This window comes from Brevibacterium aurantiacum (assembly GCF_900169065.1).
Classification (GTDB): domain Bacteria; phylum Actinomycetota; class Actinomycetes; order Actinomycetales; family Brevibacteriaceae; genus Brevibacterium; species Brevibacterium aurantiacum.
Genome location: NZ_FXZB01000012.1, coordinates 109,516 through 134,995, shown reverse-complemented (window position 1 = coordinate 134,995; position 25,480 = coordinate 109,516). Strand labels below are relative to the sequence as shown.

24 protein-coding genes and 1 tRNA gene are annotated in these 25,480 nt (G+C 63.4%); 13 read left to right on the top strand and 12 right to left on the bottom strand.

Annotated features, from left to right (window positions below; genetic code table 11):
* Positions 1 to 232: 232 nt before the first annotated feature.
* Positions 233 to 1,363 (bottom strand): winged helix DNA-binding domain-containing protein, encoded by a 1,131-nt coding sequence (locus tag BAUR9175_RS10135; RefSeq protein ID WP_096146477.1) that lies wholly within the window; start codon positions 1,361 to 1,363, stop codon positions 233 to 235.
* Positions 1,364 to 1,444: 81 nt separating this feature from the next.
* Complete coding sequence (locus BAUR9175_RS10130) at positions 1,445 to 2,434, bottom strand: helix-turn-helix transcriptional regulator (protein WP_096146476.1); 990 nt, start codon at positions 2,432 to 2,434, stop codon at positions 1,445 to 1,447.
* 119 nt (positions 2,435 to 2,553) lie between these two features.
* On the opposite strand from BAUR9175_RS10130, the gene BAUR9175_RS10125 reads away from it, so the two are divergent.
* The 7 genes from BAUR9175_RS10125 (at position 2,554) to BAUR9175_RS10095 (ending at position 9,020) form a co-directional block, all read left to right on the top strand.
* Positions 2,554 to 3,540 (top strand): ATP-binding cassette domain-containing protein, encoded by a 987-nt coding sequence (locus tag BAUR9175_RS10125; RefSeq protein ID WP_096146475.1) that lies wholly within the window; start codon positions 2,554 to 2,556, stop codon positions 3,538 to 3,540.
* 1 nt (position 3,541) lies between these two features.
* Positions 3,542 to 4,333: an ABC transporter permease gene (locus BAUR9175_RS10120; RefSeq protein WP_096146474.1), complete on the top strand. Its 792-nt coding sequence runs from the start codon at positions 3,542 to 3,544 to the stop codon at positions 4,331 to 4,333.
* A gap of 31 nt (positions 4,334 to 4,364) precedes the next feature.
* On the top strand, positions 4,365 to 5,198 hold the full coding sequence (locus tag BAUR9175_RS10115; protein WP_096146473.1) for an SDR family oxidoreductase: 834 nt from the start codon (positions 4,365 to 4,367) through the stop codon (positions 5,196 to 5,198).
* Positions 5,199 to 5,381: 183 nt separating this feature from the next.
* On the top strand, positions 5,382 to 6,485 hold the full coding sequence (locus tag BAUR9175_RS10110; RefSeq protein WP_257944309.1) for a site-specific integrase: 1,104 nt from the start codon (positions 5,382 to 5,384) through the stop codon (positions 6,483 to 6,485).
* Positions 6,482 to 7,957: a tyrosine-type recombinase/integrase gene (locus BAUR9175_RS10105; protein WP_240513739.1), complete on the top strand. Its 1,476-nt coding sequence runs from the start codon at positions 6,482 to 6,484 to the stop codon at positions 7,955 to 7,957. Before BAUR9175_RS10110 ends, BAUR9175_RS10105 begins: the two co-directional genes overlap by 4 nt.
* Positions 7,957 to 8,346, top strand: a complete 390-nt coding sequence (locus tag BAUR9175_RS10100) for a DUF6262 family protein (protein WP_096146472.1) — start codon at positions 7,957 to 7,959, stop codon at positions 8,344 to 8,346. Before BAUR9175_RS10105 ends, BAUR9175_RS10100 begins: the two co-directional genes overlap by 1 nt.
* A gap of 299 nt (positions 8,347 to 8,645) precedes the next feature.
* Complete coding sequence (locus BAUR9175_RS10095; RefSeq protein ID WP_069600082.1) at positions 8,646 to 9,020, top strand: VOC family protein; 375 nt, start codon at positions 8,646 to 8,648, stop codon at positions 9,018 to 9,020.
* 83 nt (positions 9,021 to 9,103) lie between these two features.
* Here the strand turns inward: BAUR9175_RS10095 and BAUR9175_RS10090 are convergent, their stop codons facing one another.
* Genes BAUR9175_RS10090 through yczR form a run of 5 tightly spaced genes read right to left on the bottom strand, consistent with a single transcriptional unit; the run spans position 9,104 to position 14,471 of the window.
* On the bottom strand, positions 9,104 to 9,685 hold the full coding sequence (locus BAUR9175_RS10090) for a methylated-DNA--[protein]-cysteine S-methyltransferase (RefSeq protein WP_226830318.1): 582 nt from the start codon (positions 9,683 to 9,685) through the stop codon (positions 9,104 to 9,106).
* Entirely contained in the window at positions 9,682 to 11,172 is a 1,491-nt protein-coding gene (locus BAUR9175_RS10085) for an Ada metal-binding domain-containing protein (protein WP_009884198.1), read from the bottom strand. The genes BAUR9175_RS10090 and BAUR9175_RS10085 overlap by 4 nt, the downstream gene beginning before the upstream one ends.
* A 32-nt stretch (positions 11,173 to 11,204) precedes the next feature.
* Complete coding sequence (locus BAUR9175_RS10080) at positions 11,205 to 12,173, bottom strand: arsenic resistance protein (protein WP_096146471.1); 969 nt, start codon at positions 12,171 to 12,173, stop codon at positions 11,205 to 11,207.
* Between the two features lie 10 nt (positions 12,174 to 12,183).
* Positions 12,184 to 12,975: a YggS family pyridoxal phosphate-dependent enzyme gene (locus tag BAUR9175_RS10075; protein ID WP_009884196.1), complete on the bottom strand. Its 792-nt coding sequence runs from the start codon at positions 12,973 to 12,975 to the stop codon at positions 12,184 to 12,186.
* A 44-nt stretch (positions 12,976 to 13,019) separates the two neighbouring features.
* On the bottom strand, positions 13,020 to 14,471 hold the full coding sequence (yczR, locus tag BAUR9175_RS10070; RefSeq protein WP_029417403.1) for a MocR-like transcription factor YczR: 1,452 nt from the start codon (positions 14,469 to 14,471) through the stop codon (positions 13,020 to 13,022).
* 135 nt (positions 14,472 to 14,606) lie between these two features.
* Between yczR and yczE the strand changes: the two genes are divergently transcribed.
* On the top strand, positions 14,607 to 15,278 hold the full coding sequence (yczE, locus tag BAUR9175_RS10065) for a membrane protein YczE (protein ID WP_069600079.1): 672 nt from the start codon (positions 14,607 to 14,609) through the stop codon (positions 15,276 to 15,278).
* Between the two features lie 119 nt (positions 15,279 to 15,397).
* Here yczE and BAUR9175_RS10060 read toward each other — a convergent pair whose 3' ends face one another.
* Complete coding sequence (locus BAUR9175_RS10060; RefSeq protein ID WP_009884193.1) at positions 15,398 to 16,771, bottom strand: pyridoxal phosphate-dependent decarboxylase family protein; 1,374 nt, start codon at positions 16,769 to 16,771, stop codon at positions 15,398 to 15,400.
* A gap of 188 nt (positions 16,772 to 16,959) precedes the next feature.
* On the opposite strand from BAUR9175_RS10060, the gene BAUR9175_RS10055 reads away from it, so the two are divergent.
* From BAUR9175_RS10055 to BAUR9175_RS10040, 4 genes are all read left to right on the top strand, one after another.
* The gene (locus BAUR9175_RS10055) at positions 16,960 to 17,850 is read left to right on the top strand and encodes a TetR family transcriptional regulator C-terminal domain-containing protein (protein WP_009884192.1); all 891 of its coding nucleotides are present in this window, start codon (positions 16,960 to 16,962) and stop codon (positions 17,848 to 17,850) included.
* Positions 17,847 to 18,758, top strand: coding sequence for a beta-keto acid cleavage family enzyme (locus BAUR9175_RS10050; protein WP_009884191.1), 912 nt, complete (start codon positions 17,847 to 17,849; stop codon positions 18,756 to 18,758). The genes BAUR9175_RS10055 and BAUR9175_RS10050 overlap by 4 nt, the downstream gene beginning before the upstream one ends.
* Positions 18,755 to 20,251: a 3-hydroxyacyl-CoA dehydrogenase NAD-binding domain-containing protein gene (locus tag BAUR9175_RS10045; RefSeq protein WP_069600077.1), complete on the top strand. Its 1,497-nt coding sequence runs from the start codon at positions 18,755 to 18,757 to the stop codon at positions 20,249 to 20,251. The genes BAUR9175_RS10050 and BAUR9175_RS10045 overlap by 4 nt, the downstream gene beginning before the upstream one ends.
* A 75-nt stretch (positions 20,252 to 20,326) precedes the next feature.
* A complete protein-coding gene (locus tag BAUR9175_RS10040; protein WP_069600076.1) occupies positions 20,327 to 20,878 on the top strand; it encodes a YdeI/OmpD-associated family protein in 552 nt (183 codons plus the stop codon).
* Positions 20,879 to 20,897: 19 nt separating this feature from the next.
* Here BAUR9175_RS10040 and BAUR9175_RS10035 read toward each other — a convergent pair whose 3' ends face one another.
* From BAUR9175_RS10035 to BAUR9175_RS10020, 4 genes are all read right to left on the bottom strand, one after another.
* On the bottom strand, positions 20,898 to 22,106 hold the full coding sequence (locus BAUR9175_RS10035) for an MFS transporter (protein WP_009884188.1): 1,209 nt from the start codon (positions 22,104 to 22,106) through the stop codon (positions 20,898 to 20,900).
* A 56-nt stretch (positions 22,107 to 22,162) separates the two neighbouring features.
* Positions 22,163 to 23,527 carry a GH1 family beta-glucosidase gene (locus BAUR9175_RS10030; RefSeq protein WP_180959227.1) on the bottom strand — a complete coding sequence of 455 codons (1,365 nt, stop codon included), beginning with the start codon at positions 23,525 to 23,527 and terminating at the stop codon, positions 22,163 to 22,165.
* 112 nt (positions 23,528 to 23,639) lie between these two features.
* A complete protein-coding gene (locus tag BAUR9175_RS10025) occupies positions 23,640 to 23,987 on the bottom strand; it encodes a DoxX family protein (RefSeq protein WP_241212407.1) in 348 nt (115 codons plus the stop codon).
* Positions 23,988 to 24,060: 73 nt separating this feature from the next.
* A tRNA-Ala gene (locus tag BAUR9175_RS10020) sits at positions 24,061 to 24,133 on the bottom strand.
* A 132-nt stretch (positions 24,134 to 24,265) separates the two neighbouring features.
* Here BAUR9175_RS10020 and BAUR9175_RS10015 point away from each other — a divergent pair.
* Complete coding sequence (locus BAUR9175_RS10015; protein WP_069600073.1) at positions 24,266 to 25,474, top strand: NAD(P)/FAD-dependent oxidoreductase; 1,209 nt, start codon at positions 24,266 to 24,268, stop codon at positions 25,472 to 25,474.
* Positions 25,475 to 25,480 lie beyond the last annotated feature (6 nt).

Below are 25,480 nucleotides of genomic sequence, written 5' to 3'. Positions count from 1 at the left end.
CGGTGAAAGGAGCTTATAAGTCGTGGCCCCCACGAACGCCATAGCTGGACCCGAAGTCCACGATCGCGGGATCATGCAACTGGCCCCCGAGCTCACGATTGACGGCCCCCAACAAGACGGATATTCATCTTGACCTGGGATTTTGTGTCGTGGATGCTGTCCGTGTGCAGGAGATTCGGTGTGGCGGTTATTCTTTGACACCCAAGCTTTGAGGTCGCGTGCTCCCTGAGCGTCACGGTTGCGCGCAGTGTATTCGAACGTCCGAGTTGATGTCTGGCTCGAGCCACTTGACGAACTCGTGGGCTTCGTTCTCTACGGCATCAAGGTCGTTTCTCGACAGGTGCTCACATAGCCGCGCTTCCAAAAGCGATGATTGCCTACCCTTTTTGTGTGCCCACATCCCCACGGTCTTTCCGTTGACGAGAATAGCTTGAAGTGTGGTCCCGTCGAGCATGCGTTGCATTTCGCTGTAGGCGGGGGTGATGAACCGACTTCGATCCTTATAGGCAAGGAGAAGGTTGTCGTAGTCGTAGAGGAACCGTACGGGGAGAGCTTCTCCGGTCTGAGGAGTTGGTCGCTCAATCGCGTTGAGGTCGTAGAGAGTCTGCCCACGATCGCTCTGCAGCTGGACGATACCTTCCTCGAGGTTTTCGAAGTGCGGTTTGCATTTGGTGAGTCCCGACCAAATCTGGAAGTCCATGATCGTGGCTGGGCCGAATGCGACCAGATACCTCAGAATCACCTCCTCAATGGAATGCCGTGGCTCAATCCGCTGACCGACCCACGTGTCTAGCGTCGTGTATGCGACCGGCCCGCTCTGCCCCCACTGCCCGCGAGGAGGGACCTGTACTAGCGGAAGCATGAACCGGGCGACCATCGCCAGAGAGCTTGGTCTTGTTTCGGGCCACTTTCGGCCGAGTGCTACGCCGAGTTCTTTCAGGGTGTAGGGCCGCTCCTCAAGGAGTGCCTGGGCGCGAACGGTTACGTCATCGACGCTCACATCTTTAAGGTCGCGACCGAAGCTGGATTTCATTGTACGTTGGTGGACGATCTGGGTATGGGAGCGGAGTGTAGCAGCGTCTTCCGGAGTCATGAGGTGGATGGTTGCTCGCATCGCGGACATCCTCACAAGGCTGCGATCCTCGAGATGGCTGCTCACTGCTTCGGGATGCACGCCGTCAATACGTCTGAAGAATCCCGCGTACCACGACCATGGATTCTGTGCTTGAAGCCCTACGAGATGCTGGGTCAGTTCGATGGGCGAGAGCGGCGCCGGGGCAAGAAGATGCTGTCTATGCATTGTCAGATAGGAAAGCTCCCCCGCGCCGAGGGGTTGGACTCGCTCGGGCTGACGCTTAGTCATGTGTCGTAATGCTCCTTTTCAGAATCCGAAGTCGCCCGTCAGTGGGAGCTCTGCGTGCTCGTCGCCTTTCCCACGGTTCGATCAGGGGCGTCTTCCTCTCGTGGGTTCAGGGCGTTTGGTGGCGTTTGAGGCGTTGCGGAGCCGGTCTGCCCATTGGCGTAGGTGCTCGATGGCCTCGTGTGGCCCGTGCACTATGAAAGGAGCGTCGATGGCGCAGAGACAGAACGCAGCCCAGTCCAAAGATTCAGCTGCGAGGAAGAGGTCACAGGAGTCGTCGTCTCGCGATTCGACCACGCCATAATGTGCAATCTCCTCGCGGACGCGTTCGGCGGGCGCGTGCACAGTTGCGTGCACGCGATACCGAGCCGGCATCGAGCCGAGCTGGGAGCGGACGTAGTCGACCGGGTCATCGATCGGCAGGTGTCGAGGTGCGAATCGCTTCCCCGTTCGCCGCGCGTCGGTGATCCGGTCGACGCGGAATGTGCGCCAATCCCCACGGTCGATATCCCACGCGACGAGATAGAGACGGTTCTCGACGGTGACGACCTTATGAGGCTGAGCGGCTCGGAGGCTTCGCGGTGAGCGATTGCTCTCGTACGCGAACGTGAGGGTGTCCGAGTCTCGGCAGGCCAGTGCGACCGTGGTGAGCGCGGTGACGTCGGTGAGGGTGGCGCCCTCATTGCCGGCCTCTGCCGCGACGGTCGCCAGGCTGGAGATTCGGCCTCGGATGCGAGCTGGCAGGACTTGGACGATCTTGGCCATCGCACTGATCGCCGCGTCCGCTGGTACGGCGTGGTTGCCCGTCGCCACGCCCTTGAGACCCATGACGGTGGCAGCAGCCTCGTCCTCATTGAGCACCAATGGGGGCAACGCCGCGCCGGCACCGAGTTGATAGCCACCGCCCGTACCGCGGGTCGTGATGACCGGGTAGCCCAGCTCCTGCAGCCCGTCGACGTCTCGGCGCAGCGTGCGCTGACTCACGCCGAGTCGCCCCGCCAGCTCCCCGCCGCCCCAATGGCGGCGGGTCTGCAAGAGGCCTAGTAGCTCCAGAATGCGGGTGCTTGTCGTCACGCATACAGTCTATGCTCCTTGTGGACACATAATGGCCACAACGTACTCCACGATGGATTCAGCGGCGGAACACACTCCCGTGTGCCGCAGAACCAGCCCATCAGAGAACAGGAGTACGGGTGACTGTAGCGATAGAAGCGGAACGGTTGGTGAAGCGGTTCGGCGAGCAGACGGTGCTTGACGACCTCAGCTTCACCGTGGACGAGGGCACCGTCCTCGGGGTGCTCGGCCCCAACGGCTCGGGCAAGACCACGGCGGTGAAAGCGGTGACGGGTCTCTACCGCCTCGATAGCGGACAGGCAAGGATCTTCGGTCGGTCGGTGGTCCAAGACGCTGACGAGGTGAAGCAGTTCACGGGATTCTCTGGTCAGTATGCGGCCGTCGACGAAGACCTCTCCACGGCGGAGAACCTGGTGCTCGTCGGCCGTCTCTACGGACATTCGAAAGCAGACGCACGGCGTCGAGCTGACCAGCTCATCGACGCTTTCGACATGGGCTCCTATGCGCGCAAGCGCGTCGGTCAGCACTCCGGTGGCATGCGCAGGCGTGTCGATCTCGCGTGCGCCCTCGTCGGTGACCCCAGGGTTCTGGTGCTTGACGAACCCACGACCGGATTGGACCCGACGAGCAGGCAGGGCCTGTGGGAGATGATCAAGGAGCTTGTGGCAGGCGGCATGACTCTGCTGCTGACGACGCAGTACCTCGAAGAGGCCGACGTCCTCGCCGATCATGTCCTGGTCATCGCCGAGGGGAGACAGGTCGCGCTGGGAACCCCCGATGAGCTGAAGGGTCGTCTCGGCGGCGACCGCGTCCAGGTGGAACTGGCCTCGCCCGAGCAGGACGGGCGAGCAGCGGTGCACGCAGTGCAGGCACTGCTGAACGGCAGCGACGCGGATGTCACCGCGGGCGACGGTCATCTGACGTTCCGAACACCCGAAGCCGCACGGAAGCTCGTGCCGTGCGTCAACGCGCTGACCGAAGCGGGCGTGGCGATCGAAGGGATCTCGGTGCAACAGCCGACGCTCGATGACGTGTTCTTCGCCCTCACCCGGGATTCCGGCAGCCCTTCCGCCGCCGGTGTGGCGGTCGCCGAAAGGAGTGAGTGAGATGACCTCGGTGAACACACTCGGTGCGTTGACCCATCGCAACATCCTCAAGAGCCTTCGCAATCCCGACATCGTGGTATTCGCGACCGCAGCGCCCGTGGCGTTCGCCCTGCTGTTCGCGTTCGTCTTCGGCAGCGCGATGGAGATGAACGGAAGCGCCTACCGAGAGTACCTGCTCGTCGGAATCCTTGCGCAGACCATGCTCATGACCTCGACGAACACCGGCATCGGGCTCGCAATGGACAACAAACAGGGCATGATGGATCGCTTCCGCTCACTCCCCGTCAGGCCCGTCGCCGTCGTCACCGCCCGGGCCAACAGCGACCTGGTGATGAATCTCATCGTCATCGTTCTCCTGACGCTCGTCGGCCTCGCGATGGGCTGGCGCATCCGAACCGGGCCACTTGAGGCCGCAGCCGGGTTCGGGCTGCTGCTGCTCTTCGCCTACGCGCTCTCCTGGGTCTCCGCCTGGATCGGATTGAAGGTGCGCTCTCCCGAGGTGCTTTCGAACGTGTCGATGTTGATCCTGCTACCCCTCGCGTTCATATCCACGGCATTCGTCCCGACCGAGGGCATGCCAGCACCGCTGCGGATCGCAGCCGAATGGAACCCCGTCTCCGCCGTCGTCACCGGCGTGCGCGAACTCTTCGGGAACGTGCCCGACGCGGCTCCCATCAGCAATGTCCTGCCGCTGCAGTACCCCGTGATCGCCGGCGTCGTGTGGAGTCTGTTGCTGCTCCTGATCTTCGTGCCGCTGGCAACCCGCTCATACGTCAACTCGCACATCCGCTAACCCAACCAACCGAATTAACCAGGAGGAACTCATGACCATTCTCATCACCGGCGCAACCGGCACTGTCGGAGGCCACATCGTTCAGCACCTGCTCGACCTGGGCGCCGCAGTCCGCTGCCTCACGCGAAACCCCGCTAACGCGTCATTTCCCGACGGCGTTGAGGTCGTGCAAGGCGACTTGCGAGACCCTGGCACCCTCGGCCCAGCCCTTGACGGCGTGACGGCGGCACACCTCATCACCTTCGCCGGCGACGACTACGCCCCCATCACGGAGGGCGAGGCAATCGTCGCCCGACTCCAGGAGGCGGGTGCTGCCCGAGTCACCATGCTCACCGGCGACACCGAAGCGTCGCCGATCGAGAAGGCCGTCGCCGCCAGCTCGCTCGAATGGACCTCGCTCGCCCCGGTCGAGTTCATGGCCAACATGCTCGAATGGGTCGACGGGTTCCGCGCCGGGCGGATCGAAGAGGGATTCGTCGACGTGCCCAGCACCGTCGTCCACGAGTCCGACATCGCGCGCGTCGCCGCCCACGTCCTGGTCGACGGAGGCCACCACAAGGAGACGCTGTGGATCACCGGCCCAGAGGCGCTCACCGTCCGCGAACGGGTCGACGTTATTCAGGATGTCACCGGTAAGGCTGTCGACCTTATCCCGCTCCGCACCGAGGACGTGCAGGGGCAGTGGCGGTCATACGGCTTCTCCGAGGACGACATCGACTTCATGACGCAGATGAAGACCAATCCTCCCGAGGCCGCGAAAATCCCGCAAGAGACAGTACGACGAGTAACTGGTCAAGATGCCCGGACCTTTCGCGACTGGGTAATTGAACACAAGACTGCTCTGCTCGGTGAGCACCGCTCATGAGCCCCAACCAAACTGCCGGAAATTCCTTGAACACCGCATACACATGCCGGCGGCGGCCATCAGTGCAACTTTCGGCACTCCCTTCCAAGCACCGGCGTTCTGGCAACAAGCCCACTCCGGGAACGGTCGAGGCCACTTTCAATCGAATACCACATGTTGAATTCGCAGGCGAATGACTTGACCGTGCAGCGCGTGCTTTCCCCGGTCGATGGCGTGGAGTCATGGACGGTGCTGGGTGGGGATGGTGCACCGGTCGCTCCGATCGAGCGGTATCTGGCGTACTTGACGCAGATCGAGCGGTCGCCGAACACGGTCAAGGCCTACGCCCATGATTTGAAGGACTGGTTCGTGTTCCTCGGCGCCCAGACCATGGATTGGCGTGAGGTGCGATTGGAGGACGTCGCCGAGTTCGTCGCCTGGTTGCGCCGCCCACCGCAGCTGCGCGATGGGACGGTACTCGTCCTGCCGTCGGTGGAGCACCACTGCACCGGGTCGACGGTCAACCGCAAGCTCTCCGCGGTGAGCGCGTTCTATCAGCACGCGGCGCGCCACGGCGTCGACCTCGGGGAGCTGTTGAGGACGTGGCAGTCGGTCGGCGGCCGGGGCTCGGGGTGGAAGCCGTTCTTGCACCACATCAGCAAGGGAACCCCAAATCCGCGGCGTGCCGTAGTGCTGAGCACGCAGCGCAAGCTTCCCCGTGTGCTCGCCGCCGCCGAGGCGCAGACGATCCTCGATGGCTGTGATCATCTGCGGGATAGGTTCCTCTTCGCGGTGCTGTTCGACACCGGGATGCGGATCGGGGAAGCGCTGGGGCTGCGGCACGAAGACATCGCCGCTGCCGAGTCCCAGATCACGGTGCGGTCGCGGGTCAATGACAACGGCGCCCGCTCGAAGTCGCGCAGCCAGCGGACGATCCCGGTCAGCGCCGAGCTGGTCCGGCTCTACGCCGACTACCTTCACCTGGAGTACGGCGATCTGGACTCCGACTACGTCTTCGTGAACCTGTGGGGCCGACCGCATGGCCGCCCGTTGACCTACACGGCCGTCCATGACCTGGTGAAGCGGCTGCGCCGGCGCACCGGGATCGACTTCGATCCACACTGGTACCGCCACACCGCCGCGACCCGGATGCTGCGCGACGGTGTGCCGATCGAGGTGGTCTCCAAGCTCCTGGGCCACGCTGACATCACCACCACCGCGGCCGTCTACGGGCACCTGAGCGCCGAGGACGCCCGCAAGGCGCTGGAGGCAGCGGGATGGTTCACCGACCGGGAGGTACGCCTGTGAGCACGCCCAGCCCGTTGGTGCCCAAACAGCCATCGAGGAACGGGCGCGAGCAACGACGGACGCCCCGTCAAGCCAGTGCCTGGGACGCTGAGTACGGCAGGGACGTCTGGCGGCTGCGTGAGCTCGGCATTAATGATCGGCGGCTCGCCCGGATCACCTTCGAGGACATCCCGCAGCCCTGGCTGAAGGCCTTGGCTAAACGCTGGGCCCGGTGGCGCCTGGCCTCGGGCCTCGGTGTGGTCAGCGTCTCCTCCGGCACACGGGCGATCACGCACTTCGGGCAGTTCCTCGCGGACACGGCACCTGCCGTCCAGGGCCAGGCAGACCTGGGCCGGGAGGTGCTGGAGCGGTACCTCGCTGACCTGCATGCACGGTTTTCAGGCACCGTGAAGCACCGCATGCTGATCGGCCAACTGAACCTGTTCTTCACCACCATCCGGCAGCACGGCTGGGACGACTCCCTGCCTTCGACGGTGATGTTCTTCAGTGAGGACTTCCCCAAGGAAGCCATCCGGCAACCGCGCGCGCTGAGCGAAACAGTAATGGCGCAGCTGGAGAACCCGGACAACCTCGCCAAATGGAACAACCCGACCTACGAACTGATCACGCTGATCTTGATGGGCTGCGGGCTGCGCATCACCGACACCGTCCGCCTGCCGACCGACTGCATCGTCTACGACGGCGAGGGGGCACCCTACCTGCGCTACCTCAATCACAAGATGAAGCGCGAAGCCCTCGTGCCCATCGACGCTGAACTTGCCGAGGCCATCGCTGCTCAGCGACACCGCCTTCACGCTCGGTGGCCAGGCGGAGCGCCGGTGCTCTTCCCGCGAGTCACGCACAACGACGACGGCCAGGAGCCTCTCGGTGACGGGGTCTACCGCAAGGCGCTGCACCGCTGGCTCAAGCGCTGCGATGTCCGTGACGAACATGGGCAACCGGTTCGCGTCGTCCCGCACAGCTTCCGGCACACGCTGGGCACCAGGCTGATCAACCGCGACGTCCCCCAAGAAGTGGTCCGGCGGATTCTCGACCACGACTCCCACGTCATGACCGCCCACTATGCCCGCCTCAGTGACACCACGATCCGCCGGCACTGGGAAGCCGCGCGGAAGATCAACATCAAGGGCGAGACCGTCACCCTCGACCCGGACGGACAGTTGGCCGAGGCGGCCTGGGCCAAACAGCGAGTCGGACGAGCCACCCAGGCCCTGCCCAACGGCTTCTGCGGACTGCCGGTCCAGCAGTCCTGCCCGCACGCGAACGCATGCCTGAGCTGCCCGATGTTCATCACCACATCCGAGTTCCTGCCCGAACACCGCCAGCACCGTCAGCAGACCGTGGAGATCATCACCGCTGCCGAGGCCCATGGCCAGCAACGACTGATCGAGATGAACCAGCAGGTCCTGGGAAACCTCGACCAGATCATCACCGCCTTGGAGGACGACCAGAGCGGCGAGGCAAGCACCTGATGCATGCCGATAACAGCCACTACCTGATCGCCGCCGCCCAGCGGCGCCACGAGACCACCCATGCCAAGGCCACCCAGGCCCTTCGCGACCTCGACCGCGAGGGCGGCCCGGTCACCTTCCAGATCGTCGCGCAGAAGGCGCAGGTCTCACGGTCGTGGCTCTACACCCAGCCCGACCTCTGCGCCGAAATCCGAGGACTCCGCGACTCCCAGCAAGGTGCAGCCGGTGCACCACTCCCGGCATCGCAACGCTCCACCGACGCCTCCCTGCTACGCCGCCTCGAAGTCGCCAACGCGCGCGTCCGAGACCTCACCGCCGAGAACCAGCGACTCCGGAAACAACTGGAACACGCCCTCGGGCGACTACGGGCATCGAAGCCGGAGCGGTAAGGGAGACACGTTGCCTGATGGACAGCCCGAGATAACGATGTCCACCAGGAAGAGTGCCGATGCGCTGGGTCTCGTGCTGGACGTCACGAACACCTCTGATCGCACCCCAGATAACGACCGTTATCGGTCCAGCCTCCACGCAAGCGCTTTCGGTGATGGCGGCAGTGAAGTGACGTCGATTCGCACGACAGTTCCGTTGGTGTTTCCACCGCAGCGGCCGCTCGTTCGCCATGCTCTGAGAACAGACTCCAACCATGCAGTTACGTATCGTCGCCTCAGGCTCCAAGTAGGGTGAGCCCATGACCAGTCGAATTGGGGACCTCGTAGTCAAGGCCCAGGACCCAGATCGGCTGAGCCGATTTTGGTGCGAAGCACTCGGATACGAAATTTCGGCCAAGGATGAAACGGGGGTCGCTATCTCTGGGGCGTCGAATGCTCCGACGATTCTCTTCGATCGCTCGGACGATACTCCCGTAAATGGAACTCTACATCTCGATCTGTGTCCGACTGACCGCAGTCAAGCGGACGAGCTCGAGAGGCTCTTGTCCCTAGGTGCGAAGCGAACAGACGTAGCTCCGTCAGGGAGCTGGCACGTCCTCGCCGATCCGGAAGGAAATAGGTTCTGTCTCATGGACAAACGCATCCCGAAGGAGCCTGAAGATTTTCACGACTGAGGCTGTCCAATCGAGCAGGGCGAGAGAGTCTCGACGCTCATTTTTCGCCGAACAGTCCGTAGACGCATGTGGAGATCGTGAACTCAGTACTGCCACGAAAAGTTGAAAAAACACCGCCATGTACCGCTGAATCTCACACAGTGGCTGGCTTCAAGATCGAGCAGCGTCCGCTTCTTCTCTTCACCCCAGGCGTAGCCAGTCAGAGCGCCGTTCGCTCCGATCACCCGGTGGCAGGGAACGATGATGCTGATCGGGTTCCGGCCATTGGCCGCTCCCACCGCCCGTGCCGCTGTCGGTCTGTCGATCCACGCCGCGAGTTCTCCGTATCCGGCGGTTGTGCCGTAGGGAATCGTCGTCAGTGCTTGCCAGACCGTGCGTTGGAACTCGGTACCCGTCGGTGCCAAGGGAAGGTCGAAGTCGGTGCGGGTGCCGGAGAAGTACTCCCCCAGCTGTTTATCTGCCGTGGCGAACAGTGTGAGGTCGTCGTCGAGGACCGGCGCGACTCCGACTTTCGCCTCCAGTCGTTCCAGGACTGTGTCGAAGTCATCGAGATAGAGTCCGGTCAGATGTGCACCGTCCGAGGTGAGCAGGATCGGACCCAACGTCGAGTCGATGACCGTATAGCGAACAGTGTCCGTGGTGGGGCGTGTCATCTCTGTCGTCATTGCCTTCTCCGATTCTGATCGTGTATCTGTGTTCGTGATTGTGTTTGCGAATGATGGGCCCACAGCAGATGCGTGACGTAGGACCGCCATGGTCGACATCGGTCAACCCTGTGGAGCCAGGAGGTCGACGTCGGTTCTGAACTGGTGAGCGACTCCAGCGCCTTTTTGACTCCAAGGTCTGAGCCGAGAAGGACATCGGGGTCTCCCAGTGCGCGCATTCGGATGTAGCCGAGGCTCCAGGGTCCGATGCCGGGCAGTGCCAGGAGGCTGTCGTTGACTTCTTCCCGATCGCAGCCAGGACCCAGGTTGATCGAACCGTCTGCCAGCCCTGCGCTCAGCGCGCGGAGAGTCTCGATCCTGCGGCCCGGCAGTGACCAGTGCTCGTCCGGAACCTCCGCGATGGCTGCTGCCGTCGGGAAGACTCGGTCGACAGTGCCGACTCTCAGGTCCTCCGGCAGCGGCTGACCGTAGGCGGTGACCAGGCGGTTGAGGTGTGTCTGTGCGGCGGTGACCGAGATCTGCTGTCCCAGGACCGTGCGGATTGCGAGTTCGACCGGGTCACCGGTTCCCGGGGACCGAATCCCTGGGTACCTGTCGACGAGTTCTGAGAGGCCGGCGGCTGCCATCGTCGCTGCCACCGCGGTCGGGTCCGCATCGAGGTCGAGGATTCGTCGTGCCCGGGCCACTGCGCTGCCGAGATCGCGGGTATCGGCCAGGCGGAGGCGGCATTCGATGAAGTCTCCGGACCCCGGGACCAGAGTGACGACGGCTGCCCCGTGGGCGAGACGCAGCGAGCGGGTGTAGTGATCATCGCTGACGTCTTCCACGCCGGCGATCGCACGCAATCCCAGATATCTGAACAGGTGAACGTGGTCCAGCGGTGGACGGTAGGCGAGACGAACGACGATGTCCTGCCCCCTGCGAGGTTCGCTGCGACCGTCGCGCAGATCTCTGGGACTCGACGAATAGACGGCACGGAAGGTGTCGTTGAATTGACGGATGCTTGAGAATCCGGCGGCGAATGCGATCTCGCTCATGGACAGCGGCGTGGATTCGACCAGGGTGCGGGCAGTCCGGACTCGTTCGGTCCGGGCGATGGCGAGGGGGCCGACCCCCAGTTCGGACTGGAGCACTCGACCCAGCTGGCGTGAACTGTATCCCAGCGCCGAGGCGAGCCCGGAGATTCCTGCCCGATCGACGAGTCCGTCTTGGATGAGTCGCATGGCCCGAGCCGTGATGTCAGCTCGGGTGTCCCACTCGGGAGAATTCGGGCTGGCGTCCGGGCGGCACCGTTTGCAGGCCCGGAATCCGGCATCCGAGGCCGCAGCTGCCGTCTGATAGAAATCGACGTTCTTACGCAGCGGCGTTCTCGCCGGGCACGACGGGCGGCAGAAGATGCCGGTTGAGCGCACGGCAGTGAAGAACATTCCGTCGAAGCGCCTGTCGCGCCCGGCTACTGCCTGATAGCACTGATCTGTGGTGAGCATATGACCATTCTGCTCCCCAGATCGGGACAATACTAGCGGTTTTCGGACACCACGGTTCCGGGGAGGATGCGTGGGACCACACGGACGAGGATGAGCATGAAGACAAGCTCGACGAACGTCTGTGCGACCACGGCTGCCGGGCCCAGTCCGTCAGAGGTGATGGCTCGCACGATCGGGAGCATGACAAGCGAATTGCGCGTCACCGCGGTGAAGACCAGGGCGCGTCCGGTTCCCACCGGCAGCGACATCGTGCGAGCCATGAACCATCCGAGACCGGTCATGACGAGGGCGAACACGACGAATGCCGCGATGGCACCGCTCAGGTCGAACAGGTGCGGTGTGATCAGCGGGACCTGTGCCGCAGCGATCACAGCCAGGGTGACCATCATCAGAATGACCATGGACTGTGAGGCTGCGTGGATGCTCCGTTCCACGAGCGTCGATCGGCGGGCGAGTCCACGCGCCACGACGGAGGCTGCCAACGGGATGATGATGAAGACGAGCAGCGCGGTGATGACTGGTCCGGGAGTGATCGCACCTACGCCGGTGCCGCCGAGGATCATCCACAGGTAGACGGGCAGCAGGATGATCTGAACGATCATGAGCACCGGGGTCAGTGCGAGCAGACGGACGTGGTCTCCCCCGGCCAGTCGGGTGAAGACGAGGACGTAGTCGATGCAGGGGGTGAGCAGGACGATGAGGACGGGTATTACGAGCTCGTCACTCAGAGGTATCACGGCGTGGAGTCCGGCGACGACGGGCGGGACGATGAGGAAGTTCGCCAGGGCAACAGCTCCGAGGAATCGCACGTCGGTGAAGGAGTCTCGAACCGCATCGAAGGGGATGTCGAGGAAGGTCACGAACAGGAGTGCGATGAGGCAGGGGGTGATCGCAGCGGCGGCCAGCGGTGATGCCCCCGGCAGGCCAAGACCGATGAGAGCTCCTGCCCCGATGGCGATGAGGTACCAGAGAACCTGGTGTCTGGTCAGTGACGCGAGCACAGCGCAGGAGTCAACTGTTCTCTGGCCAGTAGTAGCTGTCGGGCAGTGCCCTCTTGCCGAAGATGGCCTGACCCACCCGGACGCAGTTCGCTCCTTCTTCGATAGCCACCTCGTAGTCTCCGGACATGCCCATTGACAGGCTTCCCCGACCGATCAGCTCGGGGTTGGTGTCCTGGGCTTGATCCCGCAGGGTCCGCAGACGCTGGAAGCAGGTACGCACACGAGCGATGTCTGAGGAGAAGATCGCGAGAGTCATCAGCCCCTGGACCTTCAGGGCCGAGAACTGCGGCAGTTCGCGCAGGAAACCGGGCAGCTCCTCCGGCGGCATTCCGAACTTCGACTCCTCGGCGGACGTGTTGACCTGGACGTAGACATCGAGGCTGCGTCCCGCGGCTTGGAGCCGTCGGTCAAGAGCAGCAGCCACTTTGAGGCGGTCGAGGGCTTGGAACTCGGATGCGAACTTCGCCACGTCACGGGCCTTGTTCGACTGCAGATGGCCGATGACGGCCCAATCGATGTCAAGGTCGGCCATCTCGCCTGACTTTCGAAAGGCCTCCTGCACCTTATTCTCTCCGAGCTTGTGACAGCCGGCTGCAACGGCTTGCCGGATCCTCTCCTGCGGGACCGTCTTGCTGACCGGCAGCAGCTCGACCTCTGCTGCGTCCCGGCCCACTCGAACGGCGGCGGACTCGATGCGCCGGTTCACCTCGGCGAGGTTGATCCTGAAGTCTTCGACGGTCGTGGCCGTCGAATACCGTTCGTCGTGATTGAGCGCCTCGGCGTCGCCTGTGTCCTGGTCCATGACCTCATGGTACCCAACGCCCGTCCCCCAGGCCTTCAGACGGTTCAGGCGACGGTCCGGGTCCGCCCGGCTGGGACACGGTCGGTGAACGTCAGAGCATCGTCCCAGGCAGCAGCCAGACGAGAGCCGACCTGGTCCAGATCCGTCTCGGATACGGTGTACGGCAGTCGGATCCATCGGTCCAGTCCCCCGGCCGGGGCGAAATTCGGTCCGGAGACCAGTCCGAGCCCGTGGTTGCGTGCCGCGATGGCCAGGGCACCCGAGCGCTCCTCTGGCAGTCGACACCACAGAGCCATTCCTCCTCCGGGCACGATGACCTCCCACGATGGAAGATGAGAGCGAACCTGGGCCGCGAGACTATCCCTGGCCGCGCGCAGCTTGGCCCGGTATTCATCGACGATCGCATCATGGTCGCGCATGAGTTCGACGGCGACGAGCTGTTCGAGGACCGGAGCCCCGAGATCGAGGCTCAACCGTGTAGATGCCATGGAGTCGATGCGGTGGGTGGGAATTCGCAGCCACCCGACGCGCAGTCCTCCCCAGAAGATCTTGCTGGTGCTGCCGGCCGTGATCGAGTCGGGCACGAAGGCTGCCATCGGCGTCGGTGTCGGATCACCGTCAAGGCCCAACTCGACCAGGGATTCATCGAAGATGGGCACGATTGCGTTGCGTCTGAGCATCGCACCGAGCCTGGGGCGCTGCTCTTCGGGCAGAAGCGCACCGGTGGGATTGTGGAAGTCGGGAATGAGATAGGCCGAGCGCACCCGGGTCTGGCGCGCAATGTGATCCATGGCGTCGATGTCCCAGTGGTGTCCGTCGGGGCCCTGCTCGAGCGGATAGGGGATCAGGGAGGCTCCGGCCCCTTCGAGAGTCGCAATTGCATTCGGGTAGGTGGGACTCTCGATGAGCACCCGGCCCCGCCCCTCGCTGAGAGCCCGTACGGCAATGGCCACGGCACCGAAGGCGCCGGAGGTGATGAGGATCTGATCGGGATCGGTGCGGACTCCGCGAGCGGTGAATCGTTCGGCGATGATCTCCCTGAGCACGGGCAGCCCCGAGGGGTAGTACCCGGTTCCGGGCAGATAGGCGTGGACGTTGGCGACTGCACGTTCGTAGGCTTCCAGCAGCCAGGGCGGTGCCACCGATGCGGTGCACGTGAGGTCGATCTCCGCCTCGTTCGATCCTGTCGGGGTCAGAAGATGATCGATTCGTCCGCCCGGCACTTCCGGCAGCCGGACCACGCTGCCCGAGCCCCGACGGGTGTGCACGAAGCCCTGTTCACGCAGCTTCGCAAAGGCACGGGTCGCGGTCGTCCGAGACAGACCCGTCGCGGCGGCGACCTCTCGCTCACTGGGCAGTCGGGCTCCGACCGGGATGCGACCATCGCCGATGGCACGCGAGATCCGAGTCGTCAGCGCATCATAGGCTGGCCCGGGCCAGGGTCCGGTGCCGATGATGCCTGCCAATCGGGTCCCGCTCATCACTGGTGTACTCATACCAACCTCGCTGTGTCGATGACTCGTCCACCGAAGCGGTGGAGATACGACCACTTTGTTTCAATTGGACCTTTAATACAAGACCAGTTCAAGACATGATGGGATTATCAGCCAGAACGAGCCGGAAGACCAACGATGTCATCAGCACCCGTACCGAAACGCGAACTTGCGAATATCGGTCCCATCCAACAGCTCAAGAGCGGTCGACTCCCCCGTCGTCTGCCGCAGCTGATCTTTGGTCTCTACCTCTACGGCGCCTCGATGGCGATGATCGTGACCTCGGGCCTGGGCATGATGCCCTGGGACGTACTCCACTCCGGAATCATCAAGCACCTGCCTCTGACCTTCGGCACCATCGTGACGATCACCTCGTTCCTCGTCCTCCTGATCTGGATCCCGCTCAGACAGCAGCCTGGGCTCGGGACGGTGCTCAACGCGCTCCTCATCGGCCCCTCGCTCGACCTCACGCGGCTGTTCCTGCCCCAGCCCGATGAACTGTGGTGGAACATCGCCCTCCTCATCGGCGGCATCATCCTCAATGGCGTCGCCTCGGCGATGTACATCGGTTCGCAGTTCGGGCCGGGCCCACGCGATGGCCTGATGACCGGCCTGTCCCGGGTCACCGGAAGGTCGATCCGTCTGGTGCGCACACTCATCGAGGTCAGCGTGGTTATCGTCGGCTGGCTGCTCGGCGGCATCTTCGGGCTCGGCACCGCGCTCTATGCGGTGTCCATCGGACCGATCACGCAGTTCCTCCTGCCCACATTCACCGTCGAGCTCAGGCCCCGGCAGCAGACCAAGGACTGAACTCCGGCACAGGCGGTACTACGGCAAGACGGCGTCGGCCGGGTCCACGCTTTGGGCCACACCACGACTCGGAACGGTGTCACCGCATAGGGAACAGTCTCACTGCATACGAACCGGCGTCACTCCACCGTGTCGAGAATGTCGACGAGATCCTCGAAAGTCGTCAGCGGGTTGACGATGGCAAACCTGGCGTTGGGCCGACCCTGGTGCGAGCTGGGCACGACGAAGGCCCGCTGATCCTCGAGCAGTCGGTCTGACCATCGCTGATAGTCCTCACGAGTCCAGTCATCGCGTTCGAAGACGACGACCGAGAGCTCGGGTTCACGAACGAGTCTGAGATTCGGCCGCTTCTTGATCTCTGTGCCGATCTGCATTGCCAGTTCGATCGAGTGGCTGATGGCTTCACGATAGGTCTCGGCACCATAGCTGGCCAGCGAGTACCACAAGGGCAGTCCACGCGGACGGCGGGTGAGCTGGATGGCGTAGTCGGAGGGACTCCACTCCTGGGACTCGGTGAGTGTGTCGAGGTATTCGGCCCTTTGGGTGTGCGCTCGCCGTCCCAGGTCAGGGTCGCGGTAGATGAGTGCGCAGGCGTCGAAGGGCGCGAACAGCCACTTGTGAGGATCGACGATGACGGAATCGGCGGACTCGACTCCGGCGAACTTGTGGCGTGCCAATGGCGAGAGCATCGCTGCCAGCCCATAGGCTCCATCGATGTGGAGCCAGAAGTCGTAGTCATCCTTGAGCGCCGCGATCCCGGCGATGTCATCGATGGTGCCGAAGTTCGTCGTACCCGAGGTCGCAACCACGGCGATGACGGCGTTGCCGTGCTCTTCGAGCGCGGCTCGCACGCCCTCGGGGCGCAGAATGCCGTCGTCACCTGTCGCTACAGGCGCCACATCGACGTCCATCACAGCGGCCGCTGAAGCGACCGAGGAGTGCGCTTCGGCACTGCACACGATGACCCAGCGACCCGGCTTCTCATCGCCGAGCTGGGCCTTGCGAGCGTCACGAGCCGCGACGAGGGCAGACAGGTTGCCGATCGTGCCGCCTTGGACGAAGACGCCGCCGGCGCTTTCCGGCAGTCCGAACTCGCCAGCCAGCCATGACAGCACTTCGTTTTCGGCATGGACGACGCCCGCACCTTCGAGCCACGACCCGCCGTAGAGCGCACTCGCGGAGACCACCAGGTCAAACGCCACGGCGGCCTTCGTCGGCGCGCTCGGGATGAAGGACAGGTACTTCGGGTGGTCTGTGGTGATGCAGGCCGGAGCGAAGATGTGCTCGAAGATCGCCAGTGCGCGAGACGAACCGACACCGTCTTCGGTGATGGTCGGCCCGGCCAGTCGTTTGAGTTCAGTCTCTGTCGTCGGATGGTCGAGCGGAGTGTCGACTGCCAAGGTCCGTCGTCGCGAATAGTCGAGGACGAGGTTGACAAGGTTTCGGGTCTCATCGGATACGACGTGCATTCGAGAGTGGAGATTGTCGGTCATGGAGTCCTCCTGGTGAAGGTGGCAGCAGCTGGTTCGTTCATCCCTTCGACAATATCCGCTCACTTGCCGCTCGTCGCGCTCCTTTAGGTCCGAATCTGGCGGTTCATGCTCAACGTCAACAATCGCAAGTTCTGATTACACATCAGCATTGCTTGCGATTTGCGCATGCAGACGATAGATTGGCGGCCATGACGGATCGCAAAGACGCCGACACCAGCGAAGGCGGGATCACTGCGCAGCGTGCCAAAGAGGCGCTGCGCGCCAGCGAACTGTCTCAGCGACATGTGGCCGCAAGCATCGGAATCGATGAGACCAAACTGTCGAAGTCCCTGTCTGGTCGGCGCAGATTCGGCACCGCAGAGCTCCTCGGTCTTGCCACCGCGACAGGAGTGACTGTCAGGTGGCTGCTCGGTGACGAATCACAGGTGTCCGCGACTCCCCTGCGATTCCAAACCGGTTCTGACCAGGCACCGACACCGCCCCCGGGCTCCTCACCGCGCAGGCTCATCGTCGAGACCGCATGGGACCTCTTCGCCCGCCACGGCTACGACACCGTACGGATCGTCGACATCGCCGAAGCCGCGGGAGTCTCGAACGCGAGCATCCACTACTACTTCAACGGCAAGTCCGATCTCTTCGACGCAGCACTCGACTACTCGGTCAAACTCGCCTTCGATCGACAGGTCGCCTGGCTCGGAGAGATTCCCAGCCCACATCGCCGGCTCGAACGCCTGCTCGAACTGCAGTCTCCCATCGGCCGCACCGCACGCAGCGAGTGGTCCATCTGGCTCCAGACTTGGGCCAGGCTCGGCCTTGAAGACCCCTACAGCTCTGACTATCCGGCGCATTACGAACGCTGGTCCCAGACCGTGCGCTCCACCATCGAAGCAGGTCAGTCAGAGGGTCTCTTCCGCCACGGTGACAGTACCGCCATGACCGATGAGCTGACATCGCTGATCGACGGACTCGGAGTCAAAGTACTCACCGGAATCATGGACCCCGCGACATTCCGGCGCCGTCTGTCCAGCTACCTCAAACGCGCAATCGTCAAACCCAACCCTGATGAGGAGTCATCATGAATCGCAAGGTCATTCTCACCTGCGCCGTCACCGGCGCCGGCGATACAGCGAACAAGAGCGAACACGTTCCAGTCACTCCGCAGGAGATCGCCGACGACGCGATCGCCGCAGCTCGGGCCGGAGCCTCTGTGGTGCACGTCCACGTCCGCGACCTCGACACCAAGCAGGGTTCCCGCGAGGTCGCCCACTACCGAGAGGTCGTCCGCCTCATCCGCGCCTCCGATGTCGACCCGGTCATCAACCTCACCGCAGGCATGGGCGGAGACCTCGTCGTCGACCCTCAGGATCCGACAACACAGATGCCGGGCACCGATCTCGTCAATGCCTTGGAGCGGCTCCCCCATGTCGAGGAGCTTCTGCCTGAGATCTGCACTCTCGACTGCGGTTCGCTGAATTTCGGCGACGGCTCCAACATCTACGTGTCCACGCCCGACATGCTGCGTGAAGGCTCGAAGAAGATCCAGACTCTGGGGGTCCGACCCGAGCTCGAGATCTTCGACACCGGCAACCTGTGGTTCGCCAATGTGCTCGTCGAAGAGGGTCTCATCGACCCGCCGCCGCTGTATCAGCTGTGCATGGGAGTGCCTTACGGCGCACCGGTCGATGCCGGACTGCTGACGGCGATGGTGAACATGCTCCCGACAGGTGCCCAATTCACGTCCTTCGCCATCGGTCGCAATCAGCTGCCGTGGGTGGCCCAATCCGTGCTCGCCGGAGGCCACGCTCGGGTCGGACTCGAGGACAATCTGTACCTGGCCAAAGGGGTCAAGGCCACCAATGCGTCACTGACCGAACGTGCCGTCGACATCATCGAGGGCCTGGGCGCCGACGTCGCCACACCTGACGAGGCTCGCCAGATCCTTGATCTGCGCGTGCAGACGCCGATGGTGACAGGACTCGACCTGTGAGCGCGGCGATCACTGCTCCGTCCTATCCTGACATCGAGTCGATCACCACGGTCACCTGCATCGGAGCCGGCACCATCGGCGGGGGCTGGGCAGCGTATTTCCTCGCTCAGGGCTTCACCGTCAAGGTCTGGGACCCGGCACCTGATGCGGCCGAGAAGCTGACTCGCCTGATCGACGCGGCATGGCCTGCCCTGGCCGAACTCGACATGGTCGCAGGTGCTGACAAGGACGCCTGGACGGTGCACACCGACCTCGCCGAGGCGGTCGCCGGAACCGGATTCGTCCAGGAGTCCGCCCCGGAGAACCTCGAACTCAAACGCAGCCTCCTTTCCAGCATCGATGCGGTGTGTGACGAACATGTGGTCATCGGCTCCTCCACCTCGGGCTACAGCATGACCGAGATGGCACTCGATGCCGAGCATCCCGAGCGCCTGGTTGTCGGGCATCCGTTCAATCCGCCGTACCTCATTCCGCTCGTCGAGGTCGTCGGTGGAGAGTCCACTGCCGTCGAGGCTGTCGACTGGGCGGCCGAGTTCTACACTCGCGTCGGGAAGTCCGTCATCAGAATGGACCACGAGGTCCCCGGCTTCATCGCCAACCGTCTTCAAGAGGCGCAATGGCGAGAGGCCCTGCACATGATCGACCAGGGTGAGGCGACGGTCGAGCAGATCGACCGTTCAATCACCGATGGTCCCGGTCTCCGCTGGCCCTTCCAGGGACCGATGCTGACCTTCCACCTGGCCGGCGGTGAGGGCGGGATGGCGCACATGCTCGACCACTTCGGTCCGTCGCTGAAGTCCCCTTGGACACGGCTCGAGGCCCCGGAGCTCACCCAGAAGCTGCGTGACGATGTCGTGGCCGGTTGTGATGTGGCTGCAGGAGACAGCACCATTCCCGACCTCATCGCCACCCGGGATGCGGGCATCATCGCGTTGCGCAGGCTCACCGCCGACCTAGAGTCCACGCGAGAGACCAAGGCCCGAACCACCTCGGCGACCAATGTCCCGGCAGGATCAGTGCACCCGGATACGGCTTCTCCTGGGAACAGCGAGCCGAGCGAGCTTGATGACTATCAGACCCAGGTCGTCGCTGAGTGGATCGACTACAACGGCCACATGTCCGAGGCCTTCTACGTCCTGGTCTTCGGCTTCGCCACCAACCAGGTCATGGACCAGATCGGCCTCGACCAGGCATACCGGGAGGCGCACTCCACCTCGCTCTACACCGTCGAATCCCACATCCGCTACCTCGACGAGGTCAGCCTCGGCCAGAAGCTGCAGGTCACGCCCACTCTCGTCGCGGCGGGGGCGAAGAAGCTGCACCTGGCCTACGAAATGCGAGTCGAGGGGAAACTCGTGGCCACTGAGGAGATCGTCGCCCTGCATGTGGACCAAGAATCGGGCACGACCGTCCCTTTCCCCACAGAGGTGAGTGAACGCATCGGGCAGATCCGATGTGCCTCGCCCGACTGGGTGGGCTCACAGCTGGGATGATCCGAACACAGGTGGCGCCACAACCGGTCAGGAATCAAGAAGTCACCTGCCGGGTGGGGCGCTATTCTGGTGACCATGAGCACGAAGACGAACACACCCACGGCCATCGAGTTCTCCGCAACGCTGGAGGTCATCAACGAGAGGACCATCCTGCGCCTGCCCGCCGAGGCCAGCGCGGAGCTGCCCTCCCGCGGGCAGGTTGCCGCTCAGGGGACGGCGGGCGGTGTGGACTTCACTACGGTGGTCGAGCCCGACGGCATGCGCGGACATTGGATCAATGTCACCAACGAGCTGTCTGCAGCGCTCAATGCCAAGGTGGACGATGAAGTGGATGTGTCGCTGACTCCTACAAAGGAATGGCCGGAGACCTCGATCCCCGATGACTTCGGGGCAGCCCTCGAAGACGCACCCGAACTCACCGAGGTCTGGGCGAGCCTGACGCCGATGGCGCGGTGGGAATGGGTGAGATGGATCCAGGCGACGAAGAACGCTGAGACTCGTGCCCGCCGCGTCGAGGTTGCGATCTCGAAGTTGGAGTCAGGGAAACGCCGTCCCTGCTGCTTCGATCTGGCGTCCTGCACCGATCCCGAGCTGGCGAAGAGCGGGAAGCTCCTCGGCATCTCCTGACGTCGCCCGGCGAGCAGCCTCAGCGCACCGGAAGGGTCTTCGGGCGTACCGTCAGCGTCATCACCGCACCGAGGATCGAGACACACGCGGCTGCGGCGAAGAGCAGCCAGAAACCTCCGACGAGGGCCACGAGTCCCGCTCCCAGCAGTGGCCCGACAAGCTGTCCGAGAGCGGCGGAATTGTTGACCATGCTCAGATCGCGTGCGTGGTCATCGGGATCGAGCAGCAGGTCGGTGGCGAAGGCCAGACTGACCGCCATGTACGCGCCGTAACCGGTGCCCATGACAGCAGCTGCGATAGCGGTGGTGAGGAATTCCGGGCTGATGAGGATGATGACACCAGAACAGGCCTGCACCAGCGCCGAGGCGATCGTCCAGAAGCGACGATTCCCGGAACGATCCGAGATGGTTCCCAGCACGATCGAGGAGATCACGACGAAGATCGTGTAGATGACGATCAGGACGAGCAGTTTGTCCTCGGCACTGTCTGCGGGGACTCCGATTCCGTAGATGAGGAAGAAGAGCAGCAGCGAGGTGCCGAAGGCGTTGCCCACGTTGACGACGAACCTCGAGACGAGCAGCCACTTGAAGTTGTGGTCGAGCAGCGAAGAGATCCGAGCCCGGGTGATCGGCTCCCGTCCCTCATGCAGGGCGAGGATCCTCGGGTGGTCCGGAGCGGGATCGGGCAGGAGGAACGCGGTGCCCACCCCGACGACGGTGATGATCGCAGCCAGGAGCGCATAGGAGGCACCGAGTCCAAGGCCCAGGAGCACGACCGCCCCGACGCCGACGACGATCCCGACAGCCTGGGCCGAGCTCGCCGATGCCGATGCCGTTCCCCGCTGTGAGTCCAGCTGGTCGGCGATGAGGGCCGTCAGCGCGGCAGAGGCGATGGCCACCGAGACTGAGACGACGACCCAGGCGGCTCCGACGAACAGCGGTCCCTGCGCCCACCCGGTGAGTAGGAGGCCGATGGCGGCCCCCAGCGATCCGCCGATGGCCCAGGGGCGGCGGCGTCCGAGACGCGAGCGTGTGCGGTCGGAGAGACTCCCTGCGATCGGGGCCGCGACGATGCCGGCGAGTCCGCCTGCGGAGAGCACGACTCCGGACCAGACGACTCCGTGGAGCCAGTGCCCGCTCTGCGTATCCAGCTGCAAAGGCAGGAGCAGCTGGATAGGAGTCAGCTGAACCGTCCAGATGGCCAGCCAGGCCAGAGTGAACCACACCATCCACAGGGGCCCGACCCTTTTTCCCGTTCGGTGGCCCGTTCCTGGTAGGTTCGCGCTCATGCCCGAACCGAAGCGATGAGGTCCCGGTACCACTGATATGAGGACTTCGGGGTTCGGTGCCCGGTGTTCATGTCCACATGAACGAGCCCGAAGCGCTGGGTGTATCCGTCCGCCCATTCGAAGTTGTCCAGCAGCGACCACACGGTGTAGCCGACGATGGCAACACCGGCCACGATCGCCTCGGCGACAGCCTCGAGATGTTCGTGTAGGTAGGCGATGCGCTCATCGTCTCTGATCGGTTCGGTGCCCACCTCGGGTTCGGGAAAGGACGCACCGTTTTCAGAGATCACGATGGGTGGCAGCTTGGACCCATAGCGTGTGCGCATATCGATGAGGAAGTCTCTGAGCGTATCCGGTCGGATCGGCCACAGCGGCCCGAATCCGGTGGTCGCAGCACCCGGGGTCGGAACCATCTCGAAGGGCAGTGGCCCTTCGCCGACTCCGCGCACCGTGGTCGGGTTGTAGTAGTTGAACCCGTACACATCGCAGGGTGTGGAGATGAGTTCCATGTCCCCGTCGCGGATCGGCATCTGGGCGCCGAGTGCTTCAAGATCCGGGTACTCCCCCAGCAGCAGCGGATCGGCGAAGAGACGGTTGTAGATGAGATCGAGGGTCGCCGCCGCTTCGTGGTCAGCCTCAGCATCCGTCTCGGGAAGGATGAGACTGTGGTTGATTGCCGGGGCCACCTGCTCGGCGCCGTGCTCACGCAGTATCGTCGTGGCAGTCCCGTGAGCCAGGAGTTGGTGATGGACCGTGGGCAGCGCGTCGAAGAGCATCGTGTGCCCCGGTGCGAGTTCTCCAAGTGCATAGCCCTGAAGCGAGGTCGAGGCCGGTTCGTTGATCGTGTACCAATGGCGGACACGATCGCCGAGGCGGTCCGCCACGGCATCGACATAGTCGCCGAAGCGATGAACAGTGTCCCTGTTCAACCAGCCGCCCGCTGCTTCAAGTGCAGTGGGCAGGTCCCAATGATAGAGAGTGGGTTCCGGTGTGACTCCGACACCCAGAAGCTCGTCGACGACGCGATCGTAATAGTCCAGGCCGGCTGTGTTGGGCTTCGTCCCAGCCATACCATCGGCGATGATACGGACCCAGGAGATGGAGAATCGGTAGCGGTCCACGCCGAGACCGGCCAGCAACGCTGCATCCTCAGCGCTGCGGTGATAGCTGTCGGGTCCCGGGTCTGCGGTGCTGGAGTCGATGACGTTGCCGGGCTCATCAACGAACTCATCCCAGATCGACCGCCCTCGGCCGTCCAGTGTTCGTGCGCCCTCGATCTGGAACGCGGAGGTGGCTGTTGAGAAGCGCAGACCGCTCAATGTCTGCAGTGCCCGTGGGGCAAACTCCGGTGTCCCTGCCATTCTCAGAATATGTCATGGAAGAGGCCCTGCCGCAAGACGGTGGCCAGGGTGAACACTGGAATCACGCGAATCTCAATCCCAAGTTCAGTTCTCCGTGTCAGAGGTGCGGATCTCAGCGCGAGACTTTGGTCCGATCCTTCGCGATGTTCCATGACATCCACACGAGCGGAACCTGCAGCGGCAGACGGGCGAGGGCGATCGCACGTCCACGAGGATTGTGCCAGTGCTTCTTCACCGTATAGATATTGGCAGGGTAGATCGCGACCATGAGTACAGCGGCTGCCATTCCGCCCAGTCGGCGTGTGGGTGGCAGCGCCAGGAGAGTCGCGCATCCGAGTTCGGCGACACCACTGGCGTAGGTGATGAAGCGTGGATCACCCAAACGGGGCGGAACAATCGAATCGAAAGTCTCGGGTCTGAAGAAGTGTGTGAGACCGGCAAGCCCGAGAATTCCGGTCATGGTCGCTGATTGTCGCCGCACTGCCTGTGGCTTCATCTCGCGATCACCTCTGCGCATATGCGAAACCATTCTGTGGAGCTTAGGGGAATCGAACCCCTGACCTTTTCATTGCGAACGAAACGCTCTACCAACTGAGCTACAGCCCCTTCGTTCTTCACTTTACGCCGAAGGTCCCGTCGTGCACAAAACGGCGTCCTACCAGCGCAGGTCCGGCATCGGTTGACTCGCTGAGGCAGGCGGTACAAGGTGGAAGAAACCCCCTCGAGGAAGGACAGACAATGGCTCAGGAATTCGGAACCGTCATCATCGGTGCAGGAATCGGCGGCGGAACCGCAGTCGAGGCTCTTCGCGACGGTGGCTACACCGGGTCGATCGCTCTCATCGGCGCCGATCCGGCAGCCCCCTACTACCGTCCGGATCTGTCGAAGAATGTCATGCTCGAAGGCTCGGATCCTGCGGAGTCCGCGCTGCGTGGTGAGGACTGGTACCCCGCCCACGATGTTACGACGTTCTTCGGCACCACGGTCACAGGCCTGGATCCCCAGCAGCAGCGCCTCACCCTCGACAACGGCGAGAACCTGGTCTACGGACAGGTGATCCTGGCGACCGGTGCCACCCCGCGCACCCTGGATGTTCCGGGTGCCGATCTGGGCAATATCCATACCCTGCGCGATGCCGGTGATGCCGTGGCCATCCGCTCGCAGCTCAGTCGGGGCAGCAAGGTCGTCATCATCGGAGGCGGCTGGGTCGGCCTCGAAGTCGCTGCGGCTGCCCAGAATGCCGGCAGCGATGTCACCGTCGTCCTGCGTTCGACTCCCCCACTCAAGTCGGCCCTCGGGAAGGAGATCGGCGAGTACTTCGAAGAGCTGCACAAGGCCAACGGCATCAAGTTCGTCACCGAGGCTGAGACCAACGGGTTCTCGGGAACGAAGGCCGTCGAATCCGTCAAGACCAGTGCCGGTGACCTTCCTGCCGACCTGGTCGTCGTGGGAATCGGTGCAGATCCCACCATTGACCTTGCCGTATCTGCTGGTCTGGAGACCGATAACGGCGTCCTCGTCGATGAGCATATGCGCTCCAGCGATGCCAATATCCTGGCCATCGGTGACATCGCGGCGGCGCAGAACACGCTGCTCAACCAGCGTCTGCGCGTTGAGCACTGGGACAACGCGGTTCGTCAGGCCGAAGTCGCAGCAGCGACCATCACCGGTGGAGACAAGGAATACGACTGGGAACCCTACTTCTACACCGACCAGTACGATCTCGGCATGGAGTACGTCGGCCACGGCTCAAGTGACGATGACGTCGTCATCCGCGGCGACAAATCAAGCGGGGAGTTCATTGTCTTCTGGACTCGCGGCGGAGACGTCACCGCCGCAATGAACGTCAACATCTGGGATGTCGGTGACGAACTCCGGGCACTCATCGGCAAGAAGGTGTCCGCCGCACAGCTGCAGGATCAGTCGATCGAGCTCACAGACCTCTGAGTTCGA